The sequence below is a fragment of the Mycobacterium sp. DL592 genome, from assembly GCF_011694515.1.
Taxonomy (GTDB): domain Bacteria; phylum Actinomycetota; class Actinomycetes; order Mycobacteriales; family Mycobacteriaceae; genus Mycobacterium.
This window is the reverse complement of sequence record NZ_CP050192.1, coordinates 3,362,447-3,384,267: the sequence shown is the minus strand read 5'-3', so window position 1 is coordinate 3,384,267 and position 21,821 is coordinate 3,362,447. Positions and strand designations below refer to the sequence as shown.

22 protein-coding genes and 1 pseudogene are annotated in these 21,821 nt (G+C 67.1%); 17 read left to right on the top strand and 6 right to left on the bottom strand.

All coding sequences use genetic code 11. From position 1 onward, the window contains the following. The first annotated feature begins 21 nt into the window (after positions 1-21). The 5 genes from HBE64_RS16240 to HBE64_RS16220 are packed head-to-tail and all read left to right on the top strand — an operon-like array spanning position 22 to position 5,968. Positions 22-2,475, top strand: coding sequence for a carbamoyltransferase HypF (locus tag HBE64_RS16240; RefSeq protein ID WP_167104211.1), 2,454 nt, complete (start codon positions 22-24; stop codon positions 2,473-2,475). Beyond that, on the top strand, positions 2,448-2,723 hold the full coding sequence (locus HBE64_RS16235) for a HypC/HybG/HupF family hydrogenase formation chaperone (protein WP_167104208.1): 276 nt from the start codon (positions 2,448-2,450) through the stop codon (positions 2,721-2,723). The genes HBE64_RS16240 and HBE64_RS16235 overlap by 28 nt, the downstream gene beginning before the upstream one ends. Next, on the top strand, positions 2,720-3,823 hold the full coding sequence (gene hypD / locus HBE64_RS16230) for a hydrogenase formation protein HypD (RefSeq protein ID WP_167104205.1): 1,104 nt from the start codon (positions 2,720-2,722) through the stop codon (positions 3,821-3,823). Before HBE64_RS16235 ends, hypD begins: the two co-directional genes overlap by 4 nt. Continuing rightward, positions 3,816-4,892: a hydrogenase expression/formation protein HypE gene (gene hypE / locus HBE64_RS16225; RefSeq protein ID WP_167104202.1), complete on the top strand. Its 1,077-nt coding sequence runs from the start codon at positions 3,816-3,818 to the stop codon at positions 4,890-4,892. Before hypD ends, hypE begins: the two co-directional genes overlap by 8 nt. Positions 4,893-4,894: 2 nt before the next feature. Further along, complete coding sequence (locus tag HBE64_RS16220; protein ID WP_167104199.1) at positions 4,895-5,968, top strand: phosphotransferase family protein; 1,074 nt, start codon at positions 4,895-4,897, stop codon at positions 5,966-5,968. 102 nt (positions 5,969-6,070) lie between these two features. Here HBE64_RS16220 and HBE64_RS16215 read toward each other — a convergent pair whose 3' ends face one another. Further along, positions 6,071-7,603 (bottom strand): amino acid permease, encoded by a 1,533-nt coding sequence (locus tag HBE64_RS16215; protein WP_167104196.1) that lies wholly within the window; start codon positions 7,601-7,603, stop codon positions 6,071-6,073. Positions 7,604-7,778: 175 nt separating this feature from the next. On the opposite strand from HBE64_RS16215, the gene HBE64_RS16210 reads away from it, so the two are divergent. Next, positions 7,779-8,828, top strand: a complete 1,050-nt coding sequence (locus HBE64_RS16210) for a putative nucleotidyltransferase substrate binding domain-containing protein (RefSeq protein ID WP_371744193.1) — start codon at positions 7,779-7,781, stop codon at positions 8,826-8,828. Positions 8,829-8,848: 20 nt separating this feature from the next. Beyond that, a complete protein-coding gene (locus tag HBE64_RS16205) occupies positions 8,849-9,652 on the top strand; it encodes a Fic family protein (RefSeq protein WP_167104193.1) in 804 nt (267 codons plus the stop codon). A 19-nt stretch (positions 9,653-9,671) separates the two neighbouring features. Here HBE64_RS16205 and HBE64_RS16200 read toward each other — a convergent pair whose 3' ends face one another. Beyond that, positions 9,672-9,809 carry a hypothetical protein gene (locus HBE64_RS16200; RefSeq protein ID WP_167104190.1) on the bottom strand — a complete coding sequence of 46 codons (138 nt, stop codon included), beginning with the start codon at positions 9,807-9,809 and terminating at the stop codon, positions 9,672-9,674. A 22-nt stretch (positions 9,810-9,831) separates the two neighbouring features. Next, positions 9,832-10,206, bottom strand: coding sequence for a thioredoxin (trxA, locus tag HBE64_RS16195; protein WP_167104186.1), 375 nt, complete (start codon positions 10,204-10,206; stop codon positions 9,832-9,834). A gap of 177 nt (positions 10,207-10,383) precedes the next feature. Between trxA and HBE64_RS16190 the strand changes: the two genes are divergently transcribed. The 4 genes and pseudogenes from HBE64_RS16190 to HBE64_RS16175 all read left to right on the top strand — a co-directional run bounded on the left by HBE64_RS16190 (position 10,384) and on the right by HBE64_RS16175 (position 12,292). Next, complete coding sequence (locus HBE64_RS16190; protein WP_167104183.1) at positions 10,384-10,653, top strand: metal-sensitive transcriptional regulator; 270 nt, start codon at positions 10,384-10,386, stop codon at positions 10,651-10,653. Positions 10,654-10,680: 27 nt separating this feature from the next. Further along, positions 10,681-11,094, top strand: coding sequence for a DUF302 domain-containing protein (locus HBE64_RS16185; RefSeq protein ID WP_167104180.1), 414 nt, complete (start codon positions 10,681-10,683; stop codon positions 11,092-11,094). After that, positions 11,018-11,486 (top strand): annotated as a pseudogene (locus HBE64_RS16180) (response regulator transcription factor); the annotation flags it as partial. The gene HBE64_RS16185 and the pseudogene HBE64_RS16180, both read left to right, overlap by 77 nt. Positions 11,487-11,815: 329 nt before the next feature. Beyond that, a complete protein-coding gene (locus HBE64_RS16175; protein WP_167104177.1) occupies positions 11,816-12,292 on the top strand; it encodes a homocitrate synthase in 477 nt (158 codons plus the stop codon). A 79-nt stretch (positions 12,293-12,371) separates the two neighbouring features. On the opposite strand, the gene HBE64_RS16170 is transcribed toward HBE64_RS16175, so the two are convergent. Continuing rightward, the gene (locus HBE64_RS16170; protein WP_167104174.1) at positions 12,372-13,856 is read right to left on the bottom strand and encodes a cytochrome P450; all 1,485 of its coding nucleotides are present in this window, start codon (positions 13,854-13,856) and stop codon (positions 12,372-12,374) included. A 137-nt stretch (positions 13,857-13,993) separates the two neighbouring features. On the opposite strand from HBE64_RS16170, the gene HBE64_RS16165 reads away from it, so the two are divergent. Then, the gene (locus HBE64_RS16165; protein ID WP_167104170.1) at positions 13,994-14,632 is read left to right on the top strand and encodes a TetR/AcrR family transcriptional regulator; all 639 of its coding nucleotides are present in this window, start codon (positions 13,994-13,996) and stop codon (positions 14,630-14,632) included. A gap of 4 nt (positions 14,633-14,636) precedes the next feature. After that, positions 14,637-15,506: an SDR family oxidoreductase gene (locus HBE64_RS16160; RefSeq protein WP_167104167.1), complete on the top strand. Its 870-nt coding sequence runs from the start codon at positions 14,637-14,639 to the stop codon at positions 15,504-15,506. Between the two features lie 3 nt (positions 15,507-15,509). Here HBE64_RS16160 and HBE64_RS16155 read toward each other — a convergent pair whose 3' ends face one another. Together HBE64_RS16155 and HBE64_RS16150 are read right to left on the bottom strand one after the other, a co-directional pair. Further along, positions 15,510-16,556: a DNA polymerase IV gene (locus tag HBE64_RS16155; RefSeq protein WP_167104164.1), complete on the bottom strand. Its 1,047-nt coding sequence runs from the start codon at positions 16,554-16,556 to the stop codon at positions 15,510-15,512. Then, positions 16,553-17,155 carry a TetR/AcrR family transcriptional regulator gene (locus tag HBE64_RS16150; RefSeq protein WP_167104162.1) on the bottom strand — a complete coding sequence of 201 codons (603 nt, stop codon included), beginning with the start codon at positions 17,153-17,155 and terminating at the stop codon, positions 16,553-16,555. The genes HBE64_RS16155 and HBE64_RS16150 overlap by 4 nt, the downstream gene beginning before the upstream one ends. Before the next feature lie 86 nt (positions 17,156-17,241). Between HBE64_RS16150 and HBE64_RS16145 the strand changes: the two genes are divergently transcribed. The 4 genes from HBE64_RS16145 (at position 17,242) to nrdE (ending at position 21,127) form a co-directional block, all read left to right on the top strand. Beyond that, positions 17,242-17,784: an NAD(P)H-dependent oxidoreductase gene (locus HBE64_RS16145; protein ID WP_167104159.1), complete on the top strand. Its 543-nt coding sequence runs from the start codon at positions 17,242-17,244 to the stop codon at positions 17,782-17,784. A gap of 465 nt (positions 17,785-18,249) precedes the next feature. Beyond that, positions 18,250-18,492, top strand: coding sequence for a redoxin NrdH (locus tag HBE64_RS16140; RefSeq protein ID WP_167104156.1), 243 nt, complete (start codon positions 18,250-18,252; stop codon positions 18,490-18,492). A 26-nt stretch (positions 18,493-18,518) separates the two neighbouring features. Further along, positions 18,519-18,995, top strand: coding sequence for a class Ib ribonucleoside-diphosphate reductase assembly flavoprotein NrdI (gene nrdI / locus HBE64_RS16135; protein WP_167104153.1), 477 nt, complete (start codon positions 18,519-18,521; stop codon positions 18,993-18,995). Beyond that, positions 18,962-21,127 (top strand): class 1b ribonucleoside-diphosphate reductase subunit alpha, encoded by a 2,166-nt coding sequence (gene nrdE, locus HBE64_RS16130; protein ID WP_167104150.1) that lies wholly within the window; start codon positions 18,962-18,964, stop codon positions 21,125-21,127. Before nrdI ends, nrdE begins: the two co-directional genes overlap by 34 nt. Positions 21,128-21,821 lie beyond the last annotated feature (694 nt).

Sequence of the window (21,821 nt, the reverse complement as noted above, 5' to 3'; positions counted from 1 at the left end):
GGCTGAGATACGGGTGAGCTGATGAACGTGCGGGTGCGTCTCGACGTCACCGGTGTGGTGCAGGGCGTCGGCTTTCGCCCCGCGGTCGCCCGGATCGCCGCCGAGCACGGGCTGAGCGGTTTCGTGTTCAACGACGCCGGGTCGGTGCACGCCGAACTCGAGGGGCCGCCCGCCGACGTCGACGCCGCGGTGCTCGCGATCGGCCACCGCCCGCCGCCGATGGCCCGTATCGACACGCTCCGCGCCCATCCCGTGGAAGCCAAGGGCGACAAGGGCTTTCACGTCATCGACAGCCGTAGTGGTGACGACTCCCGCACGCTGGTCCCACCCGACGTCGCGGTGTGCGCGGACTGTCTGCGGGAAATGCGCGACCCGGCCGACCGGCGATCGGGCCACCCGTTCATCACCTGCACCAACTGCGGCCCCCGCTACACCGTGATCACCGACCTGCCGTATGACCGGCCGACGACCACCATGGCCGCCTTCCCGATGTGCCCGGCGTGCGCGGCGGAGTATCACGACCCGATGGATCGCCGGTTCCATGCGCAGACCATCGCCTGCCCGGACTGCGGACCCCGCCTGCAGTGGCGGCCCGCGGCGGGGGAGGCGGACGACGCCGACCCGATCGGTGCGGCGGTGTCGGCGTTGCTGGCCGGGGCGATCGTCGCGATCAAGGGCATCGGTGGCTTCCACCTGGCCTGCCGTGCCGACGACGTGAACGTGGTCGCCGAACTGCGTCGCCGCAAAACCCGGCCGACCAAGCCGTTGGCGGTCATGGTGGCCGACCTGGCCGGGGCAGCCGAGGTCGCCGTCCTGAGCGACGCCGCGTCGGCGGCGCTGAGCTCCCCGGCGGCACCGATCGTGCTGGTGCCCCGCCGGCACGGCATCGTGGCCGACGAGGTGGCTCCTGGCCTCGGCGAACTGGGCGTGATGCTGGCGTACTCCCCGGTGCACCATCTGCTGTTCGACCGGTTGGGCGGAGCCGCTGGGCCGGCGACATCGGGCACTGGAGCCGCTGGGCCGGCGACATCGGGCACTGGAGCCGCCGGGCCGGCGACATCGGGCACTGGAGCCGCTGGGCCGGCGACATCGGGCACCGTGCCGCTGGTGATGACCTCGGCCAACCAGGGTGGCTCGCCGATCGTGTTCCGGGATGCCGACCTGTCGTGGATCGACGGGTTGGCCGACGCCGTGCTAACCCACGACCGGCCCATCCATGTGCCCTGCGAAGACTCGGTGGTCACCATCGACGACGAGGGCAACGAGCTGCCGCTGCGCCGCTCCCGCGGCTACGCGCCGCTGCCGGTGTCGGTGCCGCACCCGGGCCTCGAGCGGGCCATCCTGGCCACCGGTGGCGATCTGAAGACGACGTTCTGCCTGATGGGCGGCTCTGATAATCGGGCGGGCTACGCGCACATGTCGTCACATCTGGGCGACATGGCGGACCCGCGCACCCAGAGCTGTTTCGAGGCTGCCTTCGAGCACCTGGCCTTCATGACCGACCGTCGGCCCGAGGTGATCGTCCGCGACCTGCATCCCGGCTACGCCACCACGGCATGGGCGCAGCGGTATGCCGCAGGCCGGCCCGTCATCGCCGTGCAGCACCACCACGCGCACGCGGTGTCCCTGCTGGCCGAACACGGCAGGCTGGGCACCCCGGTCATCGCCGTCACCTACGACGGCACCGGCTACGGCACCGACGGCACGATCTGGGGCGGAGAACTGCTGGCCGTCAGCGACGCCGCCCGGTTCACCCGGGTGGGGCACCTGCGTGAGTTCGCGTTGCCCGGCGGCGACGGTGCGGCCCGCCAGCCCGCGCGTATCGCACTGGATCTGTTGAGCCGGGCCGGCGTGCCGTGGACGGCCGACCTGCCGCCGGTGGCATCCCTGGACGCCACCGCGCTGCACATCTTGGGCCAGCAGATCCCCCGCGGGCTGGGCTGTGTGGCCACGACCAGCATGGGCAGGCTCTTCGACGCCGTGGCCAGCCTGCTCGGCGTCTGCCAGGACGTCACCTACGAGGGGCAGGCCGCCGTCGAACTCGAGCACCTGGCGCGCCGCGGCACGCCGGTGCCGCTGGAGTTCACCGTCACCGACGGGGTGCTCGACCCCGCGCCGGTGATCACCGGCATCGTCGCCGGCCTGTGTGCCGGCACACCCAGCGCTGATCTGGCCGCCGGCTTCCACGATGCCGTCATCGGTGCGACGGCTGCCGCGGCCACCGCGTGCGCGCGGGCCGCGGGCATCTCGGTGATCGGCTTGACCGGCGGAGTGTTCGCTAATCGTCTTCTCGTAGAAGGACTTCGGCGGACGCTCGCCGAGCATGGGTTCGAGGTCCTGACTCATCGAATCGTCCCCTGCAACGACGGAGGTCTGGCGCTCGGCCAGGCCACCATCGCCGCCGCGATGCTCTGCGACGCGGCGGCAGTACCGGAAAGGAATGGCATATGTGCCTCGGAATCCCCGGCAAAGTGATCGAGATCTGGGAAGAGGCGGGTACCAGGATGTCGACCGTCGAGTTCGGCGGCACCACCAAGACGGTGTGCCTGGCCTACCTGCCGGATATGGAGATCGGCGAATACACGATCGTGCACGCGGGTTTCGCGATCACCCGACTCGACGAGGCCTCGGCCCACGAGACGCTGAAGATGTTCGAAGACCTCGGCATCCTCGAGGAGGAGCTGAGCGGTGTCGAAGGTCAGGGCAGGAGGGAACCGGCGTGAAGTATCTCGACGAGTTTCGCGACCCGGTCGCGGCCAAGGCGCTGGTGGAGGCCATCCGGCGACGCTCGACCCGCCCGTGGACGATCATGGAAGTCTGTGGCGGACAAACGCATTCGATCATCCGCAACGGGATCGACCAGCTGCTCGACGGGGCCGTCGAGTTCATCCACGGACCCGGCTGCCCGGTGTGTGTGACCCCGCTGGAGATGATCGACCGGGCGCTGGAGATCGCCTCGCGCGACGACGTCATCTTCTGCTCGTTCGGTGACATGCTGCGGGTGCCCGGCAGCCACCAGGATCTGTTCAGCGTGCGCGCCCGCGGTGGGGACGTGCGCATCGTGTACTCGCCGCTGGACGCCACCCGCGTTGCCGCCGAGAACCCCGACAAACAGGTGGTGTTCTTCGGCGTCGGCTTCGAGACCACCGCGCCGGCCAACGCGATGTCGGTGCTGCACGCCCAGCGGCTGGGCCTCACCAACTTCTCGGTGCTGATCTCCCACGTGCTGGTGCCGCCGGCGATGGCCGCGATCCTGAGTTCGCCGACCAACCGGGTCCAGGGTTTCCTGGCCGCCGGGCATGTCTGCACCGTGATGGGCACCTCCGAGTACGGCCCGCTGGTCGAGAAGTTCGGCGTGCCGATCGTGGTGACCGGCTTCGAACCGCTCGACCTGCTCGAAGGCGTGCGCCAGGCGGTGGACCTGCTGGAGTCGGGCAAGGTCGAACTCCGCAACGCCTACCCGCGGGCGGTCAGCGACGAGGGCAACACCGTCGCGCAGCAGGCGCTGGCCGACGTGTTCACCGTGACCGACCGGCAGTGGCGCGGCATCGGCATGATCCCGAAATCCGGCTGGGCGCTGTCGGACAAGTACGCCGCGTTCGACGCCGAACGCAAGTTCGGGGTGGGGCATCTGACCGTGGCGGAGTCCGCGGAGTGCCACGCCGGAGAGGTGCTGCAGGGTCTGCTCAAGCCCAACCAGTGCCCCGCGTTCGGCACCACCTGCACCCCGCGCACACCGCTGGGCGCCACGATGGTCTCCAGTGAAGGGGCATGCGCGGCGTACTACCAATTCCGGCGGTTGGAAACGGCGGCGAATGTCTGAGCAACCCGTTACGTCCATCGATCCGTCGGACTGGGTGTGCCCGCTGCCGCTGCGCGAGACCAAACGCATCCTGCTGGGTCACGGCGGCGGCGGCATCCTCTCCGAGGAACTGATCGAGAACCTGTTCCTGCCGGCGTTCGGGTCGGCAGGCGGTCCCGCGCGGGATTCCGCACTGCTCGACGTCGCAGGCGGCCGGATCGCACTGACCACCGACTCCTACGTCGTCAACCCGCTGTTCTTCCCGGGCGGCAACATCGGTGACCTCGCCGTCAACGGCACCATCAACGACCTCGCCATGAGCGGTGCGCAGCCACTGGCACTGACCGCCGGGTTCATCATCGAGGAGGGACTGGAACTCGAGGTGCTCGGCGCGATCGCGCAGACCATGGGCAAAGCCGCTGGCGACGCCGGCGTCGGCATCGTCACCGGCGACACCAAGGTGGTCGGAAAGGGCGGCGCGGACGGGCTTTTCATCAACACCGCCGGTGTCGGTGTGGTGCCCGACGGGCTGCGCATCGGACCCGACCAGGCCCGCCCCGGCGACCACATCATCATCTCGGGAAACATCGGTGAGCACGGCGTGGCCATCATGAGTGTGCGCGAAGGTATCGACTTCGGCACCACCGTGACCACCGACAGCGCGCCACTGCACCGACTGGTGGCCGCCATGCTGGCGGCGGTCGGCGACCCGAACGCGGTGCACACGCTGCGCGACCCCACCCGCGGCGGCCTGGTCGCCTCGACGGTCGAGATCGCCCGCACGGCGGGCGTCGGCGTCGAACTCGACGAGCATCTGATACCGGTGCCCGAGACCGTGGCATCGGCCTGCAGCTTCCTGGGTCTGGACCCGTTGCAGGTCGCCAACGAGGGCAAGCTGGTGGCGTTTGTCGACCCCGCGCACAGCGAGGCCGTGCTGGCGGCCATGCGATCTCGGCCCGAAGGAGCCGACGCGGTCATCATCGGTCGGGCGGTTGAGGTGCATCCGGGAATGGTCGTCGGGCGCACGGCCTTCGGGACCACCCGGGTGATCGAACGCGAACTGGGTGAACAACTTCCGCGCATCTGCTGACGATGGCCGACACCACTGACTGGGCCGCCGAGGTCCCGGCCACGATCGACGACGCGGCCGTGACGGCGCTGACCAACTGGGTGCGGGCCAACGGCATCGGCTCCGAGGTGACCGACGTCGAACCACTGGCCGGGGGTACCCAGAACGTGGTCGCCCGGCTACGGCTCGACGGCCGGCCGTTGGTGTTGCGCAGACCGCCGCCGCATCCCCGGCCCAACAGCAACCGCACCATGCAGCGTGAGATCGCCGTGCTACGAACCCTTTCCGGCAGTGACGCGCCGCACCCGCAGATCGTGGCGGCCTGCGAGGATCTCGACGTGCTCGGGGTGGTCTTCTACCTGATGGCCGAGGTCGACGGGTTCAACCCGGCCACCGAGGTCGCCCCGGCCTACGCCGCCGACCCGGCGCTGCGACACCAGGTCGGCCTCAACTATGCCGCCGCGCTGGCCGGGTTGCACCGGGCACCGTGGCGGGGCCGTCCGCTGGAGCGGCTGCAACGGCCGGGATCCTTTCTGCAGCGCCAGGTTCCGAACTTCCTCACACTGCTGGAGAGCTACCGTCACGAGCGCTACCGTCCGGAGTCACTCAAGGTGAACCGGCTTGCGGACTGGCTCGGCGAATACCGCCCGCCCGACGCCGAGCCGGCCATCATGCACGGCGACGCCCACCTGAACAACACGCTGCTGCGGCGCGAGGTGCCCGAAGTGGCGGCATTCGTCGACTGGGAGATGTGCACCGTCGGCGATCCGCTGCTGGACCTCGGCTGGATCCTGGTGTGCTGGCCGCATGATCCCGACCCGATCAATGCCGGGCGGGAACTGGCCGCGCTGGGGGGTCTGCCGAACCGAAGCGAACTGATCGCCGCGTACGCCGACGCCGGCGGCAGATCCACCGAGCACCTGGACTGGTATGTGGCGATGGCGTGCTTCAAGCTGGCGATCGTCATCGAGGGCACCTACTCGCGGTACCTGGCCGGGCAGGCACACCGGGAAGCCGGTGAGCGGCTGCATGATTCGGCCAGCCGGCTGATCGGGCTGGGGGAGCGGGTCGCCGCCGGCGACAACCCGTTCACCTGAACGGCACCCCACCCCACGACCGGTGAGCAGGCGCAAAATCGCACCGGCCGGGCCGGATTCGTGCGATTTTGCGCCTGCTCGCGGTGAAGGCCGGAGGCCCGGCTACTTCTTCTTGCCGACCAGAGCGTCGACCGGGTCCGGTGCGCCCTCGCGGTCCTTGACCACCCGGTAGGCTGCATAGCCGACGATCAGGGTGGCGGCGGTGAAGATCAGCGCGAAGTACTGCAGGATCCACGAGTCGCCCGCCGGGTTGTATACCTCCTGGCGCGGCCAGCCGATGTTGATCACCAGCAGTCCGCCCATCACCACGGCGATCAGATTCACCGGGATGCCCCACTTACCGAGGTCCATCACCGGCGGCCCGTAGGACAGGCTGGTGCCGCGCAGCCGGTGGATCAACGCGGGCACGGTCACCATCAGGTAGGCCAGGTACACGATCACCACCGACACCGATGCGATCGCGGCGAACACGCTGGACTGGCCGAGGTTGACCAACAGCACCAGGATGGCCAGCAGGCTCACCGCGATACCGGTGATCACCGGGGTGCCGGTGCGCTTGTTGACCCTGGCGAGGAACTTGCCGAAGGGCAGCCGGTTGTCGCGGGCCATCGAGAACATCACCCGCGATGCCGAGGCCTGGATGGCCAACGTGGCCGAGAACATCGCCACCGCGACCAGAGCCAGCAGGGTCTTGCCCAGCCAGGTGTCGAGCTGGCTCTCGATCACCCATGCCATGCCGCCGGTCGCGAGGTCGTCGCCCAACTGGGGTGCCGACATCAGCGCAGCCAGGATCATCAGGCCGCCGCCGACGAACGAGACCAGCAGCGCGTTGACGATGGCCTTGGGGGCGGTGCGGCGGGGATCCCTGGTCTCCTCGGAAAGCTCTGCGGCACTGTCGAATCCGTACATCACGTAGGCGGCCATCAGCATGGAGGCCAGGAATGCGGGCAGGTAGTGGATGCCGCTGCCGTGGCCGCCGGTGTCCGCGACGGCCTGTACCGGATTGCGCTCGGCGGTGAAGAACATCGCCGCGATGATCAGCACCACACCGATGATCTCGATGGTGACGCCGGTGACGGTGATGCGGGCCATGAACTTCACACCCGCGGCGCTGATGATCGTGCAGAGCACGATCGTGATCGAGCCAAGAATGATGCCGTTGGTGGCACCGTCGACCGACAGCGGGTCGATGTCGGTGCCGACCAGCTGGAAGCCACTCCAGATCGGCGGCAGCACCGTCTGCATGGCGATGGCCAGTGCGGCGATGCTGACGATGTAGCCGATCAACATGAACCAGCCGGCGAACCAGCCGACGGCGTTTCCGGCCAGCCGCCGTGACCACTGGTAGATGGCCCCGGCGACGGGGAACTTTCCGGACAGTTCGGCGAAGATCAGGCATACGCAGAACTGGCAGACGAACACGATCGGCCAGGTGAAGAAGAAGGCCGGCCCGCCGAGTGCGAAGCCCAAAGGGAAGAAGGCGAATACAGTCGTCAGGATCGACACGAAGGAGAAGCCCGAGGCGAAGGCGGCGTACCCGCCGATGCCACGGTGCAGTTCCTGGGTGTAGCCCAGTTCGGAGAGTGTCTCGGCGTCCTCTTCGGACGAGATCGCCGGATCGAAGGTTGCGGTCATGTGGTGTGTGCTCCTGTGGTCGGGAGGGGCCGGATCGCCGTTGACCCGGAGCTAATAACTGTCATGTGACAGAAATTTAGGTCAGAAGTTTGTCGTGACGGTTTCCGCCGCATCACATCTGCGTGACCACGCCAAGGTCGCACGGGCCGCGCCCGGGCAGGCCACAATCATCCTCATGCCCGCCGAATCCGAGTCCAGCCGGAACATGGTGGCGACGGTCGCTGACATCGACGCCGCCGGTGACGAGCAGGCTCTGCGCGCTGCGGTCAAGCGGGCTCAGCAGGCCGTCGCCGCTGAACTGGGCCGCCACACGCCGACGCTGGCGCTGGCCGCGGGCTGGTCGGAGGCGATGCGCAGCACGGTGGCGACAGCGGCGCGGCTGGTCGCCGGTGTCGAGCAGGGGCCGGAGCCGCGGTGGACGTGGTTCGTCTCGGGCAGCGTCGGCCGCGGTGAGGCCGTGCCCGGTTCCGATGTCGAGACGTTGGTCGCGCTGGCCGACGACGTCGACGACGAGGGCAAGTCCCGGGCGCTGACGCTGGCCGCCGAGGTGCACACGCTGCTGGAGTCGTGCGGTCTGCTGCTCGACGACAACGGGGTGCTGGGCAGCCGGCTGCGGTTCTGCCGGCGCGACATGAGCTGGGCCGAGGGCATCGAGCGGTGGGCGGCAGAACCCGAGTCGGACCGCGGTGTGGTGATGCTCGGGCTGCTGGCCGACGCGTGGAGCGTCACCGAAACTGAACGGCGCGAACGGCTTCGGCCGCACGCGATCGCGGCGGCGCGGCGGCATGCGATCGCGCGCAAGTCGATGCTGCAGGACGCCACCTATGTGCGAGCCTCGATCCCGGGCCGATTGCGCATCTTTGCCACCCAGGTCGACCGGGCAGACCTCAAGGCTGCCGTGATCGACCCGATCGTGAAGATCGCCCGCTGGGGCGCGCTGTCGGCGGGCTCGGACGCGCTGACCACCATGGAGCGTCTCAACGACGCGGCGGCGGCTTCGGTGCTCGACAGCGACGACGCGTCGAGCCTGCGGGACTGCTACGTCGCGCTGTCGCGGATTCGCTGGCGCCTGCGGACCGGACCGTGGCTGGACGGCAAGCCGGTGGATGACACCGTGTCGATATCGGCACTGGCGCCACAGGAGCGGGCCACGGTGCGCACGGTGGCTCGGGAGGTCAGCGGCATCAGGCGCAAACTGGCCTTTCTGTCCTCGATACCGCACTAGCCGCCGCCCGGATGAACCCCATGGATCGGCTCTCACCCGGATTGCGGCACGGCCTCCACCAGACAGTGGCGGCGCAGCGACTCGAGGGCTGGCGGCCGACCGATCACCACCTGGCGACCCTGGCCGAATTGATATGTGGCGAGCGCGCATTCGCCGACTACCTCGCCGAGCACCGGGCGCGTCACCCGCCGCCGCGAGCGCCGCGACGCAGCTTTCGCCGGCGGCGTCCCTACCTCATTCCGGGAACGACCATGCTGCGCAACAACTTCGGTACCGATTCGGCCGAGGTGCTCGCAGAGTTGGAGTTCGTCGCAACCGCCGGACGCACCGCCCAGTGGCACCAGCGCCTGGCTGCGGGCCGAGCCGGCGTCGCCGATCTCGACATCTGCACTCTGCACCAGCACGTCTTCGCCGACGTCTACTCCTGGGCCGGACGATTGCGGGTCACCGAACTGCGCCGGGGTGACACCGTGTTCGCCTGGCAGGCCGACCTCGCCGATGCGGTTTCCGAGCTGGAGCGGCGGGCACGGGCTCTGCCCGACGAGCTGGACATCACCGACACCGCCCGCCTGGCCTACGAGTTCGCCCGGTGGTACGTCGACTACAACCAGGTGCACCCGTTCCGCGAGGGCAACGGCCGCACCGGGACGCTGCTGCTGCACACCCTGGCCGCGGTGTGCGGTCACACGCTGGACCTCTCGGGGGTCAGCCGGGCTCAGTGGTATGCGGCATCGCGGGACAGCATGCCGTTCCGGCGTGCGGGAGCGGCCAATCACCGCCCGTTCCTGCCGGTGTTCCTGGATGCGCTGTCGGTGGCCGAATAGCCCTGTGGCGCAGCAGCAGTCAGCGGTTTGCCGGCTGGTTGGCCGCGCAGGTGCACCACTGGTTGGCCGGCACCGAACGCTGCACGTCGGCGACGTGTTCGCCGCAGCCTGCCCACGTGATCTTGTGGCAGCTCGGGCACTCAACGGGGTAGCACATGATCACTCCTCTGTTGTGAAGACTAGGCGTGGGCGGTGTCTTTGCGCGCAGCAATGGTCGCACGGACCTCGTCCATATCGAGTTCGGCGACCTTGGTGATCAGCTCCTCGAGAGCGGGTGCGGGCATCGCGCCCGGCTGGCTGTAGACCAGGATGCCGTCACGAAACGCCATGACCGTGGGTATCGACCGGATCTGCAATGCGGCGGCGAGTTCCTGTTCGGCCTCGGTGTCGACCTTCGCGTGCACGACGTCGGGGTGGGCGTGTGCGGAGCGGTCGAAGACCGGGGCGAAGGCGCGGCACGGGCCGCACCACGAGGCCCAGAAGTCCACGATCACGATCGGCTTGCTGGTGATCGTCGACTCGAAGTCGTCGAGACTGAGGTTCACGGTGCTCATTGGATGTGGTCCTTTCAGATAGGTTTTGGTACCCCCTCGGGTATTACTAACGTTGAACGCAGAATACCCCGCAGGGTATTCCGCCACCGTGACGCGGTACCCGGGGATGAATTCCTCGCGCGTGTCGTTATACCCCTACGGGTACGCTTGACCCCACAGAACCTCAGGAGGGTTGTCATGGTCGGAGACGAAGACGCCATTGCCGCGGTGCTCAACCGGCTGCGCCGAGCACAAGGTCAGCTCACCGGTGTGATCTCGATGATCGAGCAGGGTCGCGATTGCAAGGACGTCGTCACCCAGCTGGCCGCAGTCTCGCGGGCACTCGACCGGGCTGGTTTCAAGATCGTGGCGACTGGGCTGCGCGAATGCGTCAGCGGTACCGCGGCCGACGGCGGCGCTCCGATGAGCGAGGCGGAGCTGGAGAAGTTGTTCCTGGCGCTTGCCTGATCCGCACCAACTCAAGGGGGAGTCACGATGAGCATCGCTCTGTCAACCACGCTGAAGGCCTCGTTCGGCGACGCCGTCGAGCGCACCCGGGAGGCGCTGGCGGCCCAGGGCTTCGGGGTGCTCACCGAGATCGACATGAAAGCCACGCTGAGCAAGAAACTCGGCGCCGCCGCCGGCGACGACCTCGGCGACTACCTGATTCTGGGGGCCTGCAACCCGCCCCTGGCCCATCGCGCCGTGAGTATCGACCGCCAGATCGGGCTGTTGCTTCCGTGCAACGTCGTCGTACGCACCGACCCGGACCACGAAGGTTCGGTGGTCGTCGAGGCGATGAACCCGCAGCTGCTCGTCGAGGTGACCGGCGATGCGGCACTGCGGCCGGTCGCCGACGAGGTCGGCGCCAAACTGCAGACGGCGATCGACTCGCTCGGAGACTCCTAGAGAGACCACAGCGGCCAGTCATCGGGCACTCGTCGTCGACGACGAGATCGCCCTGGCCGAAGTCGTCGCCGCCTATCTCACGCGGGAACACTTCGAGGTGACCTCTGCGGCCGACGGAACCGACGCTCTGCGCCTGGCCCGGGAGTGCGACCCCGATGTGGTGATCCTCGACCTGAGCCTGCCCGGTATCGACGGGTTGGAGGTCTGCCGCCAGCTGCGAACATTCTCCGACGCCTACGTCGTAATGCTGACCGCACGGGACACCGAGGTGGACACCATCGTCGGGCTGTCGGTGGGCGCCGACGACTACATGACCAAGCCGTTCAGCCCCCGCGAACTCGTTGCCCGCGTTCAGGCGATGCTGCGGCGGCCCCGCAGAGCGCCGCAGACCACCGGTGCCGCACCCGCCGAACGGGTGTCCATCGTGATGGGGTCCTCTCGGTCGGGTACGCGCGGCGGCGCGCCGCACGTCCTGTTCTTCGAGGGTTGCCGCCGCTGGCGGGGCTTTCGCTAGTCGTTCGATGAAGATTCGATGAAGGTGGGCGGGGCTTCCGAAACCCGTTTGCACCGCCGTCGCGGCGAGGTCTACCATCGGCGACCGTGCATAGTGCGCGTCTCGTAGTAGCAACCCACAGCGGGGTCTGATCCAGACCGACCCCCCGCTGTGGGTCATCAGCTGCGCCGACGTCGGTCCCCTCGAGTACTACGAGAAGACCGCATCATGAGCCCCATCACCACCATCCCGGATCCGTCGCCACGGTTCTGCGCGCCGCTACCGCACGGCGTGCGCGAAGACGCCGCAACCCTGTCCTGGAGTGCGTTCATCGCCCGGTACAGCCCCAGCTCGGGCCCGGTTCGGCTCGGCACCTGGGAGTCCGACCAGGCCGGCCGGCCATCGAGCAGGTGCGGTGCGCAGGCCCACACCTTCCGCGCCACCCTGGCGCTCGGCGATCGCATCGAAACGGCGATCGCCCAGGCCAGTGGACCGCTCGCCGCGCTGACCGCGATGCTCTACGAGCGCGGCATCGGCGTGGAGATGATGGCCTTCCACCAACTGCAATCCGGTGCGCACACCGCCACCTTCGTCAGGGGTGCCAACGGCCGCCACGACCGGTGGGCGATGGGCTGGGCCGAGGACCCCACCCAGTCGGCGTTGCGCGCCGTGATCGCCTGCGCCAACCGTCTTGTCGCAGGCTGACCCGCGCCGAGATTGACGTGACGCAGAGTCCTTCTCGAACTTCTTGTGCGCCAAGTCAATCTCGCGCGGCGAAGAGCACTCAGCGCAGCGGGCGCAGCACAATCGGCATACCGTCGATCGGCACCGGCATTCCGGCGTAGTCGTAGTGTGCCTTGTAGCCGGGGTGCGGCAGCTCTAGCCGGTACTTGCGCAGCAGCCGGTGCATCACCGTCTTGATCTCCAGCTGGCCGAACACCATGCCGATGCACTTGTGCGCGCCGCCGCCGAACGGGGCGAACGCGTAGCGATGCCGCTTGTGCTCGGAGCGCGGCTCGGCGAAGCGGTCCGGGTCGAACTTCTCCGGGTCGGTCCACAGCTCCGGAAGCCGGTGGTTGAGGCCGGGCCAGATGTTGACACTGGTGCCGGCCGGCACGAAGTACCCCAGCAGCTCGGTGTCGCGGACGGCCTGGCGGACGTTGAACGGCAGCGGCGTTACCAGGCGCAGCGACTCGTTGATCACCAGATCGAGAGTCTCTAGCTTCTCCAGTGCCTCGATGTCCAGCGGGCCGTCGCCGAGGCGGGCCGACTCGTCGCGGCAGCGCTCCTGCCATTCCGGGTTGGCCGCAAGCTGATTGGCCATCGTCGTCAGCGTCGAGGTGGACGTGTCATGGGCGGCCATCATCAGGAAGATCATGTGGTTGACGATGTCGTCGTCGGTGAAGCTGTTGCCGTCGTCGTCGGTGGTCTGGCACAGCACCGACAGCATGTCGGTGCCGCCGGAGTTGCGGCGTTCCTTGAGCCGCTCGACGAAGTACTCCTCGAGAACCTTGCGGGCCTGCAACCCGCGCCACCACTTGAAGGGCGGCACGCTGGTGCGGATGATCGCGCCGCCGGCGCGGGTGGTGGTGGTGAACGCCTGGTTGACCTTGGTGACCAGTTCGTGGTCGGAGCCCGGCTCGTGGCCCATGAACACCACCGAGGCGATGTCGAGCGTCAGCTCCTTGATCGCGGGATGGAACAGGAACCGCGGATCATTGGTGACCCAGTCGTTGGCCACGACCGCCGAGGCGACCCGGTCGATGTGCTCGACGTAGCCCGACAGCCGGGTGCGGGTGAACGCCTCCTGCATGATGCGGCGGTGGTACATGTGCTCTTCGAAGTCGAGCATCATCAGGCCGCGGTTGAAGAACGGCCCGATCACCGGGTGCCAGCCCTTCTGCGAGAAGTCCTTGTTCTTGTTGGAGAACACCGCCTGGGTGGCGTCGGGGCCCAGCGCGACGACGGCGGGCAGGGCCGGCGAGTAGGCGTAGTGCAGCGGGCCGTACTTGCGGTAGACCTGCATCAGATAGTCGGGTCCGCCGCGGAACGTCTCGATCATATGGCCCAGCAGCGGCAGCCCGGAATCGCCCATGATCGTCTTGAGGTCGCTGCCGGCGGGCGGCTCGGCCAGCGGGAACTGCGGCCACTCGCGCTCGCGCAGCCGCTTCTCCACGGCACCCATCCCGGGGATGGTGTTCAACGTCGGGGTGAACCGGCGACGAGCCTGGTCCAACAGGTACTGCGGGGTACTGATCGTGGCCATCAACGCTCCTGGGGAAGGGGACGGGCGGGACGGATCATGGGTGCCGGCCGGGACTGATACTTGAGGTAACACCATCCTCACCACGACACTTGACGTGTGTCAAGTTTCACTTCGGGCGTGCCGTGGTGCAAGGTGAACGGGTGACCGCGCACCAGCACTCCGTCGAGGCGCCCCGCCGCCGCGGCGACAAGCAGCGGCATGCGATCGTGCAGGCCGTTCGGGAGCTGCTGGAGGAGAAACCGTTCTCCGAGTTGTCGGTGAGCATGATCAGCGACCGCGCCGGGGTGGCCCGCTCGGGCTTCTACTTCTACTTCGACTCCAAGTACTCGGTGCTGGCGTACCTCGTCGGCGAAGCCGGGCAGGAACTCGACGACCTCACCCACTCGTATGCCCCGCGCGGCCCCGAGGAGACTCCCGCCGCCTTCGCCGAGCGCATGGTCCGCAGCGCCGCAGCGGTGTACGCCCACAACGACCCGCTGATGAGGGCGTGCAACGCCGCCCGGCACACCGATGCCGAAATCCGGGAGATCCTCGACGGATACAACGAGGCCGTCGTCGCCCAGATCGTGCCGATCGTCGAAGCCGAGATCCGCAACGGCACCGCCGACCCGATCACCGACGACATCTACGGTCTGGTCCGCACGCTGGTGGCGACGACCGGGCTCACCCTGTCCGGGGAGACGGCGTTCCTGGGCCCGGAGCGCGACATGGATGCCGCGGTGCGGATCCTGGAGAAGTTGTGGCTGCGCGCCCTGTGGGGTGGACGGGTCGGCGGCTGAGCGGATGACCGGCGGTTTCGCGGGCAAGAAGGTGTTCGTCACCGGTGCGGCCAGCGGCATCGGCCGCGCGACGGCGCTGCGGCTGGGCCGGGAGGGCGCCGAGCTGTATCTGACCGACATCAACGCCGAGGGCCTGGAGTCCACGGTCGCCGACGTTCGCGCACTGGGTGCGCCGGTGCCCGAGCATCGCGCCCTGGACATCTCCGACTACGACGCCGTCGCCCACTTCGCCGCCGACATCCACACCCGGTTCGGCGCGATGGACGTGGTGATGAACGTCGCGGGCATCTCGGCGTGGGGGACCGTCGAGCACCTGACCCACCTGCACTGGCGCTCCATGATCGACGTCAACCTGATGGGTCCGATCCACGTCATCGAGACGTTCCTGCCGCCGATGGTCGCCGCCGGCCGCGGCGGTCATCTGGTCAACGTGTCCTCGGCGGCGGGCCTGGTGGCGCTGCCCTGGCATGCCGCCTACAGCGCCAGCAAGTTCGGGCTGCGCGGCCTCTCGGAGGTTCTGCGGTTCGACCTCGCCCGCCACGACATCGGGGTGTCGCTGGTGGTGCCGGGAGCGGTCGACACCCCACTCGTGCAGACCGTGCACATCGCCGGGGTCGACCGTGAGCACCCCAAAGTGCAGCGCTGGGTCAAGCTTTTCAGCGGTCACGCCGTGACTGCCGACAAGGTGGCCGACCGCATCGTGTCCGGTGTGGCGAAGAACCGCTTCCTGATCTACACCTCGGCGGACATCCGCGCGCTGTATGCGTTCAAACGGCTGGCCTGGTGGCCCTACAGCGTGGCGATGACCCGGGTGAACGTGTTCTTCACCCGGGCGCTTCGGCCACGCGGCGCGCAGTCTCTGCCGCCTGCCTGAAAATCATTGCGGCGCAGCCAGTTCCAGCCGCACGCCGAGCAGCCGCACCGGACGGTCGAGTTCGAAGAGGTCCAGCACCCGCAGGGCCGCGGAGGTGATCACCTCGCGTTCGGTGCTCGGCGCGTCGAGCTTGCGGATCTTGGTGCGCGTGTAGAACGTGTTGGTCCGCACCGTCACGGCCACCCGGGTCACGATGCGCCCCTGACCCACCACCTCATCGAGTGCGCGGTTCGCGAGATCGACGACGGCTGCGTCCATTTCGGCGCGGTCGGTCAGGTCCTGCGGGAAGGTCACCACGTGGCTGCGTGAGCGCGGAATCCACGGCTGCGCGCTGACGGTGGCATCCCCGCCACCCTTGGCCAGCAGCAGCAACCACAACCCGGTGCGCGGCCCGAACGTCGCACTGAGCAGTTCGGCATCGGTCGACGCCAGCTGCCGCACTGTGGTGATATCAAGGGCGGCAAGCTTTTTGGCGGTCTTCGGCCCGACACTCCACAGCGCGTCGACCGGGCGCTGACCCATGACGTCCATCCAGTTCGCGTCGGTGAGGGTGTAGACGCCGTCGGGTTTGCCGAACCCGGTGGCCACCTTGGCGCGCTGCTTGTTGTCGCTGATACCGACCGAGCAGACCAGGCCTGTCGCGGCGGCGATCTCGGCGCGAATGCGCTCCGCGAGCGCCACCGGGTCAGCGACCTGCGCGCCCACGTAGGCCTCGTCCCAGCCCCACACCTCTACCGGATGGCCGAGGTCGCGCAGCACGCCCATCACCTGATCGGAGGCTTCGTCGTAGGCCGCCGGGTCTGAGGGCAGAAACGTCGCGTCCGGGCAGCGCCTCGCCGCACTGCGCAACGGCATGCCTGCGTGCACACCGAATTCCCTTGCCTCATAGGACGCGCACGTCACCACCTTGCGGGCCTCGGTGGGATCGCCGCTGCCGCCGACGATGACCGGAAGGCCGACGAGTTCGGGATGCCTGCGCAGTTCGACTGAGGCCAGGAACTGGTCGAGGTCCACGTGCAGGACCCAGTGTCGGGGCTCGGTCGCGGTCACGTCCCGCACAGCTTGGTCGCGACGCTGTCCCAGGCGTCGGCCAGGCTCTCGAGGCTTCGGCCCGAGTCGGCGAGTTCACGGGTGACGTAGTCGGCATCCAGCAGTGCCAGCAGGGCGTCGGCCTGGGCGGCGAGATCTCCGCTGCTGCCCGCCGCCTCGAGGAGAACACGCACGTGCGTGCGCATCACGGCGAACGGTGCGTTGTAGCGGGCTTCGGGGTCGCGGTTGGCTTCGGAGAGCAGTTCGCGATGGGCGTGCACGAAGCGCAGTCGTTCGCGGCCGAAGGCCAGCAGCCGTTGCAGCGGCGGGGCGTCGGGGCCCAGCGGTGGCGGCCCGAACAGGTAGGCCTGCTGCAGGGTCCGCTCGTCCTCGTCGAGCAGCACCATCATCAGGCCCGCGCGGCTGCCGAAGCGACGGAACAGCGTCCCCTTGCCGACGCCGGCAGCAGCCGCGATGTCGTCCATCGACACGGCCTCGGTGCCGCGCTCGTCGATCAGTGCGCGGGCGGCGTCGAGCAGCAACAGGCGGTTGCGCGCAGCATCGCCACGCTCTTGCGGCGCCGAAATCGGCAGCCCACCCACCCCGTTGACGGCGGTCACATCCGCCACTTTAGCTCAGGTGGAATTAATCGGACCGTAGTCCGGTTACCTCGTGCGAAGATCCGAACACAACGGAAGGAACGGACATGGCGGACATCAAGGTCCTGGTTTTGGTAGGCAGCCTCCGGGCGGCATCGATCAATCGGCAGCTGGCCGAACTGGCCGTGGAGTCGGCGCCCGACGGCGTGACGGCCACCATCTACGAAGGGCTTGGTGACGTTCCCTTCTATAACGAGGACCTCGACACCGAGGACGCGCCGGCCGCGGTGGCCGCGTTGCGTGCGGCGGCCGCTGACGCCGACGCCACCCTGGTGGTCACCCCGGAATACAACGGCAGCATTCCGGGCGTGCTCAAGAACGCCATCGACTGGTTGTCGCGCCCCTACGGCAACGGCGCGCTGAAGGACAAGCCGCTGGCCGTCATCGGTGCCGCGCTCGGCCAGTACGGCGGCGTGTGGGCGCACGACGAGACGCGCAAGTCCTTCGGCATCGCCGGCCCCCGCGTGGTGGAAGCGATCAGCCTGTCGGTGCCGACCCCGACCTTCGACGGTAAGCACCCGCGGGAGACCGCCGAGGTGGCCGCCGCCGTGCGCGACGCGGTGGGCAAGCTCGCCGCCGAGGTGAGCTGACCTAAAGCATCGTTGCATCGTCAAAGCCGCCAGTGCGTCGCGGGACGCACTGGCGGCTTTTGCTGTTTGGCGGGGCCGTGCGCGCCGCAGTGGCCCGGATTTGTCGGTGCTCGCTGATAGACCTGACGCGATGACCGTCTGATCGGCGTGTTGTGACGTGCGACACGCCGTCTGTGGCGGGGGTGGAGGGCTTACGACCTGGGAATTTCACAATTGTTATTCAGAACATGTTGTATCTCTTCTCGTTGTCGGCCACTAGGTGTAGTGTCTGAGACGCCGAAAGACCACAAGATTCACAGGTTCGCCGGAGCGCCGAAATCGGGACCGAGTGCCGATCCGGACACCTCCGCCGGTTGGGAATGACGGGGTCTGGCAGCGAGCTGAATATCCGTGAGTGCCTGCGCACAGCCAGTCCCGTAACCGACTTGAGTCCATCTCCATGTTTCGCTGAGGAGCCACCCGAAGATGACCATCACCGTGTACACCAAGCCCGCGTGCGTGCAGTGCAATGCCACCTACAAGGCGTTGGACAAAGAAGGCCTCACCTACGACATCGTCGACATCACCGAGGTGCCCGAGGCGCGTGACTACGTGATGGCCCTGGGCTACCTGCAGGCACCTGTCGTCGTTGCCGGCGGCGATCACTGGTCCGGATTCCGGCCCGATCGCATCAAGGCTCTCGCCGGCGGCGTCGCAGTCAGCGCCTGACTCCCGGGCGCCACTGGGGGAACGTGATGAGTCCGGATGGCAGCCTCGAGAGCTCGCCGCGATTGGTGTACTTCTCCAGCGTTTCGGAGAACACGCACCGCTTCGCGGTCAAGCTGGGGTTGCCCGCCATCCGGATTCCACTGCACGACCGCATCGAGGTGGAACGTCCCTACGTCCTGCTCCTGCCCACGTACGGCAAGGGCCGGGGGGACAGCCCCACCCTCGATGCGAAGGGTTACGTGCCCAAGCAGGTCATCGCGTTTTTGAACAATCCGCACAATCGGTCCCTGATCCGTGGAGTGATCGGGGCCGGCAACACACAATTCGGTGCCGAGTACTGCTTTGCGGCCAGCCTGGTCTCACACAAGTGCAACGTGCCACTGCTATACCGCTTCGAAATGATGGGAACCGTAGAGGACGTGGAAGCCGTCCGTGCGGAACTGGCTGAATTCTGGAAGGACGAGGACACGTGCCACCAACGGTCACAGCTGCTGAGCCTGTAGCCCCGACGCACGCGTTGCCGGGGGAGACTGACTACCACGCGCTGAACGCGATGCTGAATCTGTATGACGCAGAAGGCAAGATCCAGTTCGAGATGGACAGGCTGGCCGCGCGCCGGTACTTCCTCGAACACGTCAACCAGAACACGGTGTTCTTCCACAACCAGGACGAGAAGCTCGACTATCTGGTGCGGGAGAACTATTACGAGCGCGAGGTGCTCGACCAGTATTCGCGCAACTTCGTGAAGTCGCTGCTGGACCGGGCTTTCGCCAAGAAGTTCCGGTTCCCGACGTTCCTCGGCGCATTCAAGTACTACACGTCCTACACGCTGAAGACCTTCGACGGTAAGCGCTACCTCGAGCGCTTCGAGGACCGCGTGGTGATGGTGGCGCTGACGCTGGCCGCCGGTGACACGATGCTGGCCGAGAAGCTGGTCGACGAGATCATCGACGGACGGTTCCAGCCGGCCACCCCGACGTTCCTCAACTCGGGCAAGAAGCAGCGCGGCGAGCCGGTGAGCTGCTTCCTGCTGCGTATCGAGGACAACATGGAGTCGATCGGCCGCTCGATCAACTCGGCGCTGCAGCTGTCAAAGCGCGGCGGCGGAGTCGCGTTGCTGCTGACCAACATTCGCGAGCACGGCGCGCCGATCAAGAACATCGAGAACCAGAGCTCCGGTGTCATCCCGATCATGAAGCTGCTGGAGGATTCGTTCTCCTACGCCAACCAGCTCGGAGCCCGCCAGGGTGCCGGGGCGGTGTACCTGCACGCGCACCATCCCGACATCTACCGCTTCCTGGACACCAAGCGGGAGAACGCCGACGAGAAGATCCGCATCAAGACGCTGAGCCTCGGTGTGGTGATTCCTGACATCACCTTCGAGCTGGCCAAGAAGAACGAGGACATGTACCTGTTCTCGCCGTATGACGTCGAGCGCGTGTACGGCGTGCCGTTCGCCGACATCTCGGTCAGCGAGAAGTACTACGAGATGGTCAACGACGGCCGGATCCGCAAGACGAAGATCAAGGCACGCGAGTTCTTCCAGACGCTGGCCGAGCTGCAGTTCGAGTCGGGTTACCCGTACATCATGTTCGAGGACACGGTGAACCGCGCGAACCCGATCGAGGGCAAGATCACGCACTCGAACCTGTGCTCGGAGATTCTGCAGGTCTCGACACCCTCGGAGTTCAACGAGGATCTGTCCTATTCCAAGGTGGGTAAGGACATTTCGTGCAACCTCGGTTCGCTGAACATCGCCAAGGCGATGGACTCGCCGGACTTCGCGCAGACCATCGAGGTGGCCATCCGCGGGTTGACCGCGGTCAGCGACCAGACGCACATCTGGTCGGTGCCGTCGATCGAGCAGGGTAACAACGACTCGCACGCCATCGGCCTTGGCCAGATGAACCTGCACGGATACCTTGCGCGCGAACGGATTTACTACGGCTCCGACGAGGGCATCGACTTCACCAACATCTACTTCTACACGGTGCTCTACCACTGCCTGCGTGCGTCGAACAAGATCGCCATCGAGCGAGGGTCGGCGTTCAAGGGCTTCGAGAAGTCGAAGTACGCCAGCGGTGAATTCTTCGACAAGTACCTCGAGCAGGTGTGGGAGCCCAAGACCGACAAGGTGCGGCAGCTGTTCGCAGACGCGGGCATTCACATTCCGACGCACGAGGATTGGCAGCGGCTCAAGGAGTCGGTGCAGGCCCACGGTATCTACAACCAGAACCTGCAGGCCGTCCCGCCGACCGGGTCGATCTCCTACATCAACCACTCGACGAGCTCGATCCATCCGATCGCGTCGAAGGTCGAGATCCGCAAGGAAGGCAAGATCGGCCGCGTCTACTACCCGGCGCCCTACATGACCAACGACAACCTGGACTACTACCAGGACGCGTACGAGATCGGCTACGAGAAGATCATCGACACCTACGCCGCGGCCACTCAGCATGTGGACCAAGGCCTTTCGCTGACGTTGTTCTTCAAGGACACTGCCGATACCCGCGAGGTCAACAAGGCGCAGATCTACGCCTGGCGCAAGGGAATCAAGACGCTCTACTACATCCGGCTGCGGCAGATGGCGCTGGAAGGCACTGAGGTGGAGGGTTGCGTCAGCTGCATGCTGTAGGGGTATGACGTTTGGCAGGCCAGGGGCATTTACTCTGGCCTGCTACATGTCTAGATGCACCAGAGAAGAGCTCATTCTGGGCGATCACGGTGTCGGCGCCAGATGTCGGACCTCGGACATATCGTTGCCGAGTGACGCCAGCTGCTGCACCCGGAGGACCGTCCCGCGGATCGCGATTGTCGGCGGTCTTCGCTCATTCGCTGCCGTATCTTCTCGTTGCCGCTGTGGTGACGATGGTGGCATCGTGTTTTGGGGTACTACTGGACCTCTACTACGTCGTTGTTGCGGTTTTTCTCGCCAGCGCAGTGATCTCGACATTTCACCGCCGCTCAGACCGACTCTGCATTCGCTGTATGGCCGACGTGCCCGCCGACGCACCTGTGCGTGTGGAGCGACAAGACTGGGTTCTCCGCTTCTCGCACTTCACAACGACACTGCCGGCGATTCTTATCCTGCTGGCTTTGACGATCTTCCCGATACTGGTCACCCACGTGATGCCGGCGCCTAGCCCCGTTTCTTCTACTTACCACAGATGGTGTGGACGTTCACGGTCGTGTACTCCGAGTGGGTCCACCATCGCCTGCGCCCATGGTGCCCGTACTGCCGGGATTGGGGAGATGGGGGGGATCCTGAACCATCGCCTGATCCAACAACTTTCGGCACCAAGACGGCGCGCTGATGCACCTTCGGTGAT

Excerpts from the sequence above, each read along its gene's own strand:
- HBE64_RS16240 (WP_167104211.1), top strand. The coding sequence starts at position 22 with ATGAACGTGCGGGTGCGTCTCGACGTCACCGGTGTGGTGCAGGGCGTC.
- HBE64_RS16235 (WP_167104208.1), top strand. The coding sequence starts at position 2,448 with ATGTGCCTCGGAATCCCCGGCAAAGTGATCGAGATCTGGGAAGAGGCG.
- hypE (WP_167104202.1), top strand. The coding sequence starts at position 3,816 with ATGTCTGAGCAACCCGTTACGTCCATCGATCCGTCGGACTGGGTGTGC.
- HBE64_RS16220 (WP_167104199.1), top strand. The coding sequence starts at position 4,895 with ATGGCCGACACCACTGACTGGGCCGCCGAGGTCCCGGCCACGATCGAC.
- HBE64_RS16215 (WP_167104196.1), bottom strand. The coding sequence starts at position 7,603 with ATGACCGCAACCTTCGATCCGGCGATCTCGTCCGAAGAGGACGCCGAG.
- HBE64_RS16210 (WP_371744193.1), top strand. The coding sequence starts at position 7,779 with ATGCCCGCCGAATCCGAGTCCAGCCGGAACATGGTGGCGACGGTCGCT.
- HBE64_RS16205 (WP_167104193.1), top strand. The coding sequence starts at position 8,849 with ATGGATCGGCTCTCACCCGGATTGCGGCACGGCCTCCACCAGACAGTG.
- HBE64_RS16200 (WP_167104190.1), bottom strand. The coding sequence starts at position 9,809 with ATGTGCTACCCCGTTGAGTGCCCGAGCTGCCACAAGATCACGTGGGCA.
- trxA (WP_167104186.1), bottom strand. The coding sequence starts at position 10,206 with ATGAGCACCGTGAACCTCAGTCTCGACGACTTCGAGTCGACGATCACC.
- HBE64_RS16190 (WP_167104183.1), top strand. The coding sequence starts at position 10,384 with ATGGTCGGAGACGAAGACGCCATTGCCGCGGTGCTCAACCGGCTGCGC.
- HBE64_RS16185 (WP_167104180.1), top strand. The coding sequence starts at position 10,681 with ATGAGCATCGCTCTGTCAACCACGCTGAAGGCCTCGTTCGGCGACGCC.
- HBE64_RS16175 (WP_167104177.1), top strand. The coding sequence starts at position 11,816 with ATGAGCCCCATCACCACCATCCCGGATCCGTCGCCACGGTTCTGCGCG.
- HBE64_RS16160 (WP_167104167.1), top strand. The coding sequence starts at position 14,637 with ATGACCGGCGGTTTCGCGGGCAAGAAGGTGTTCGTCACCGGTGCGGCC.
- HBE64_RS16145 (WP_167104159.1), top strand. The coding sequence starts at position 17,242 with ATGGCGGACATCAAGGTCCTGGTTTTGGTAGGCAGCCTCCGGGCGGCA.
- HBE64_RS16140 (WP_167104156.1), top strand. The coding sequence starts at position 18,250 with ATGACCATCACCGTGTACACCAAGCCCGCGTGCGTGCAGTGCAATGCC.
- nrdI (WP_167104153.1), top strand. The coding sequence starts at position 18,519 with ATGAGTCCGGATGGCAGCCTCGAGAGCTCGCCGCGATTGGTGTACTTC.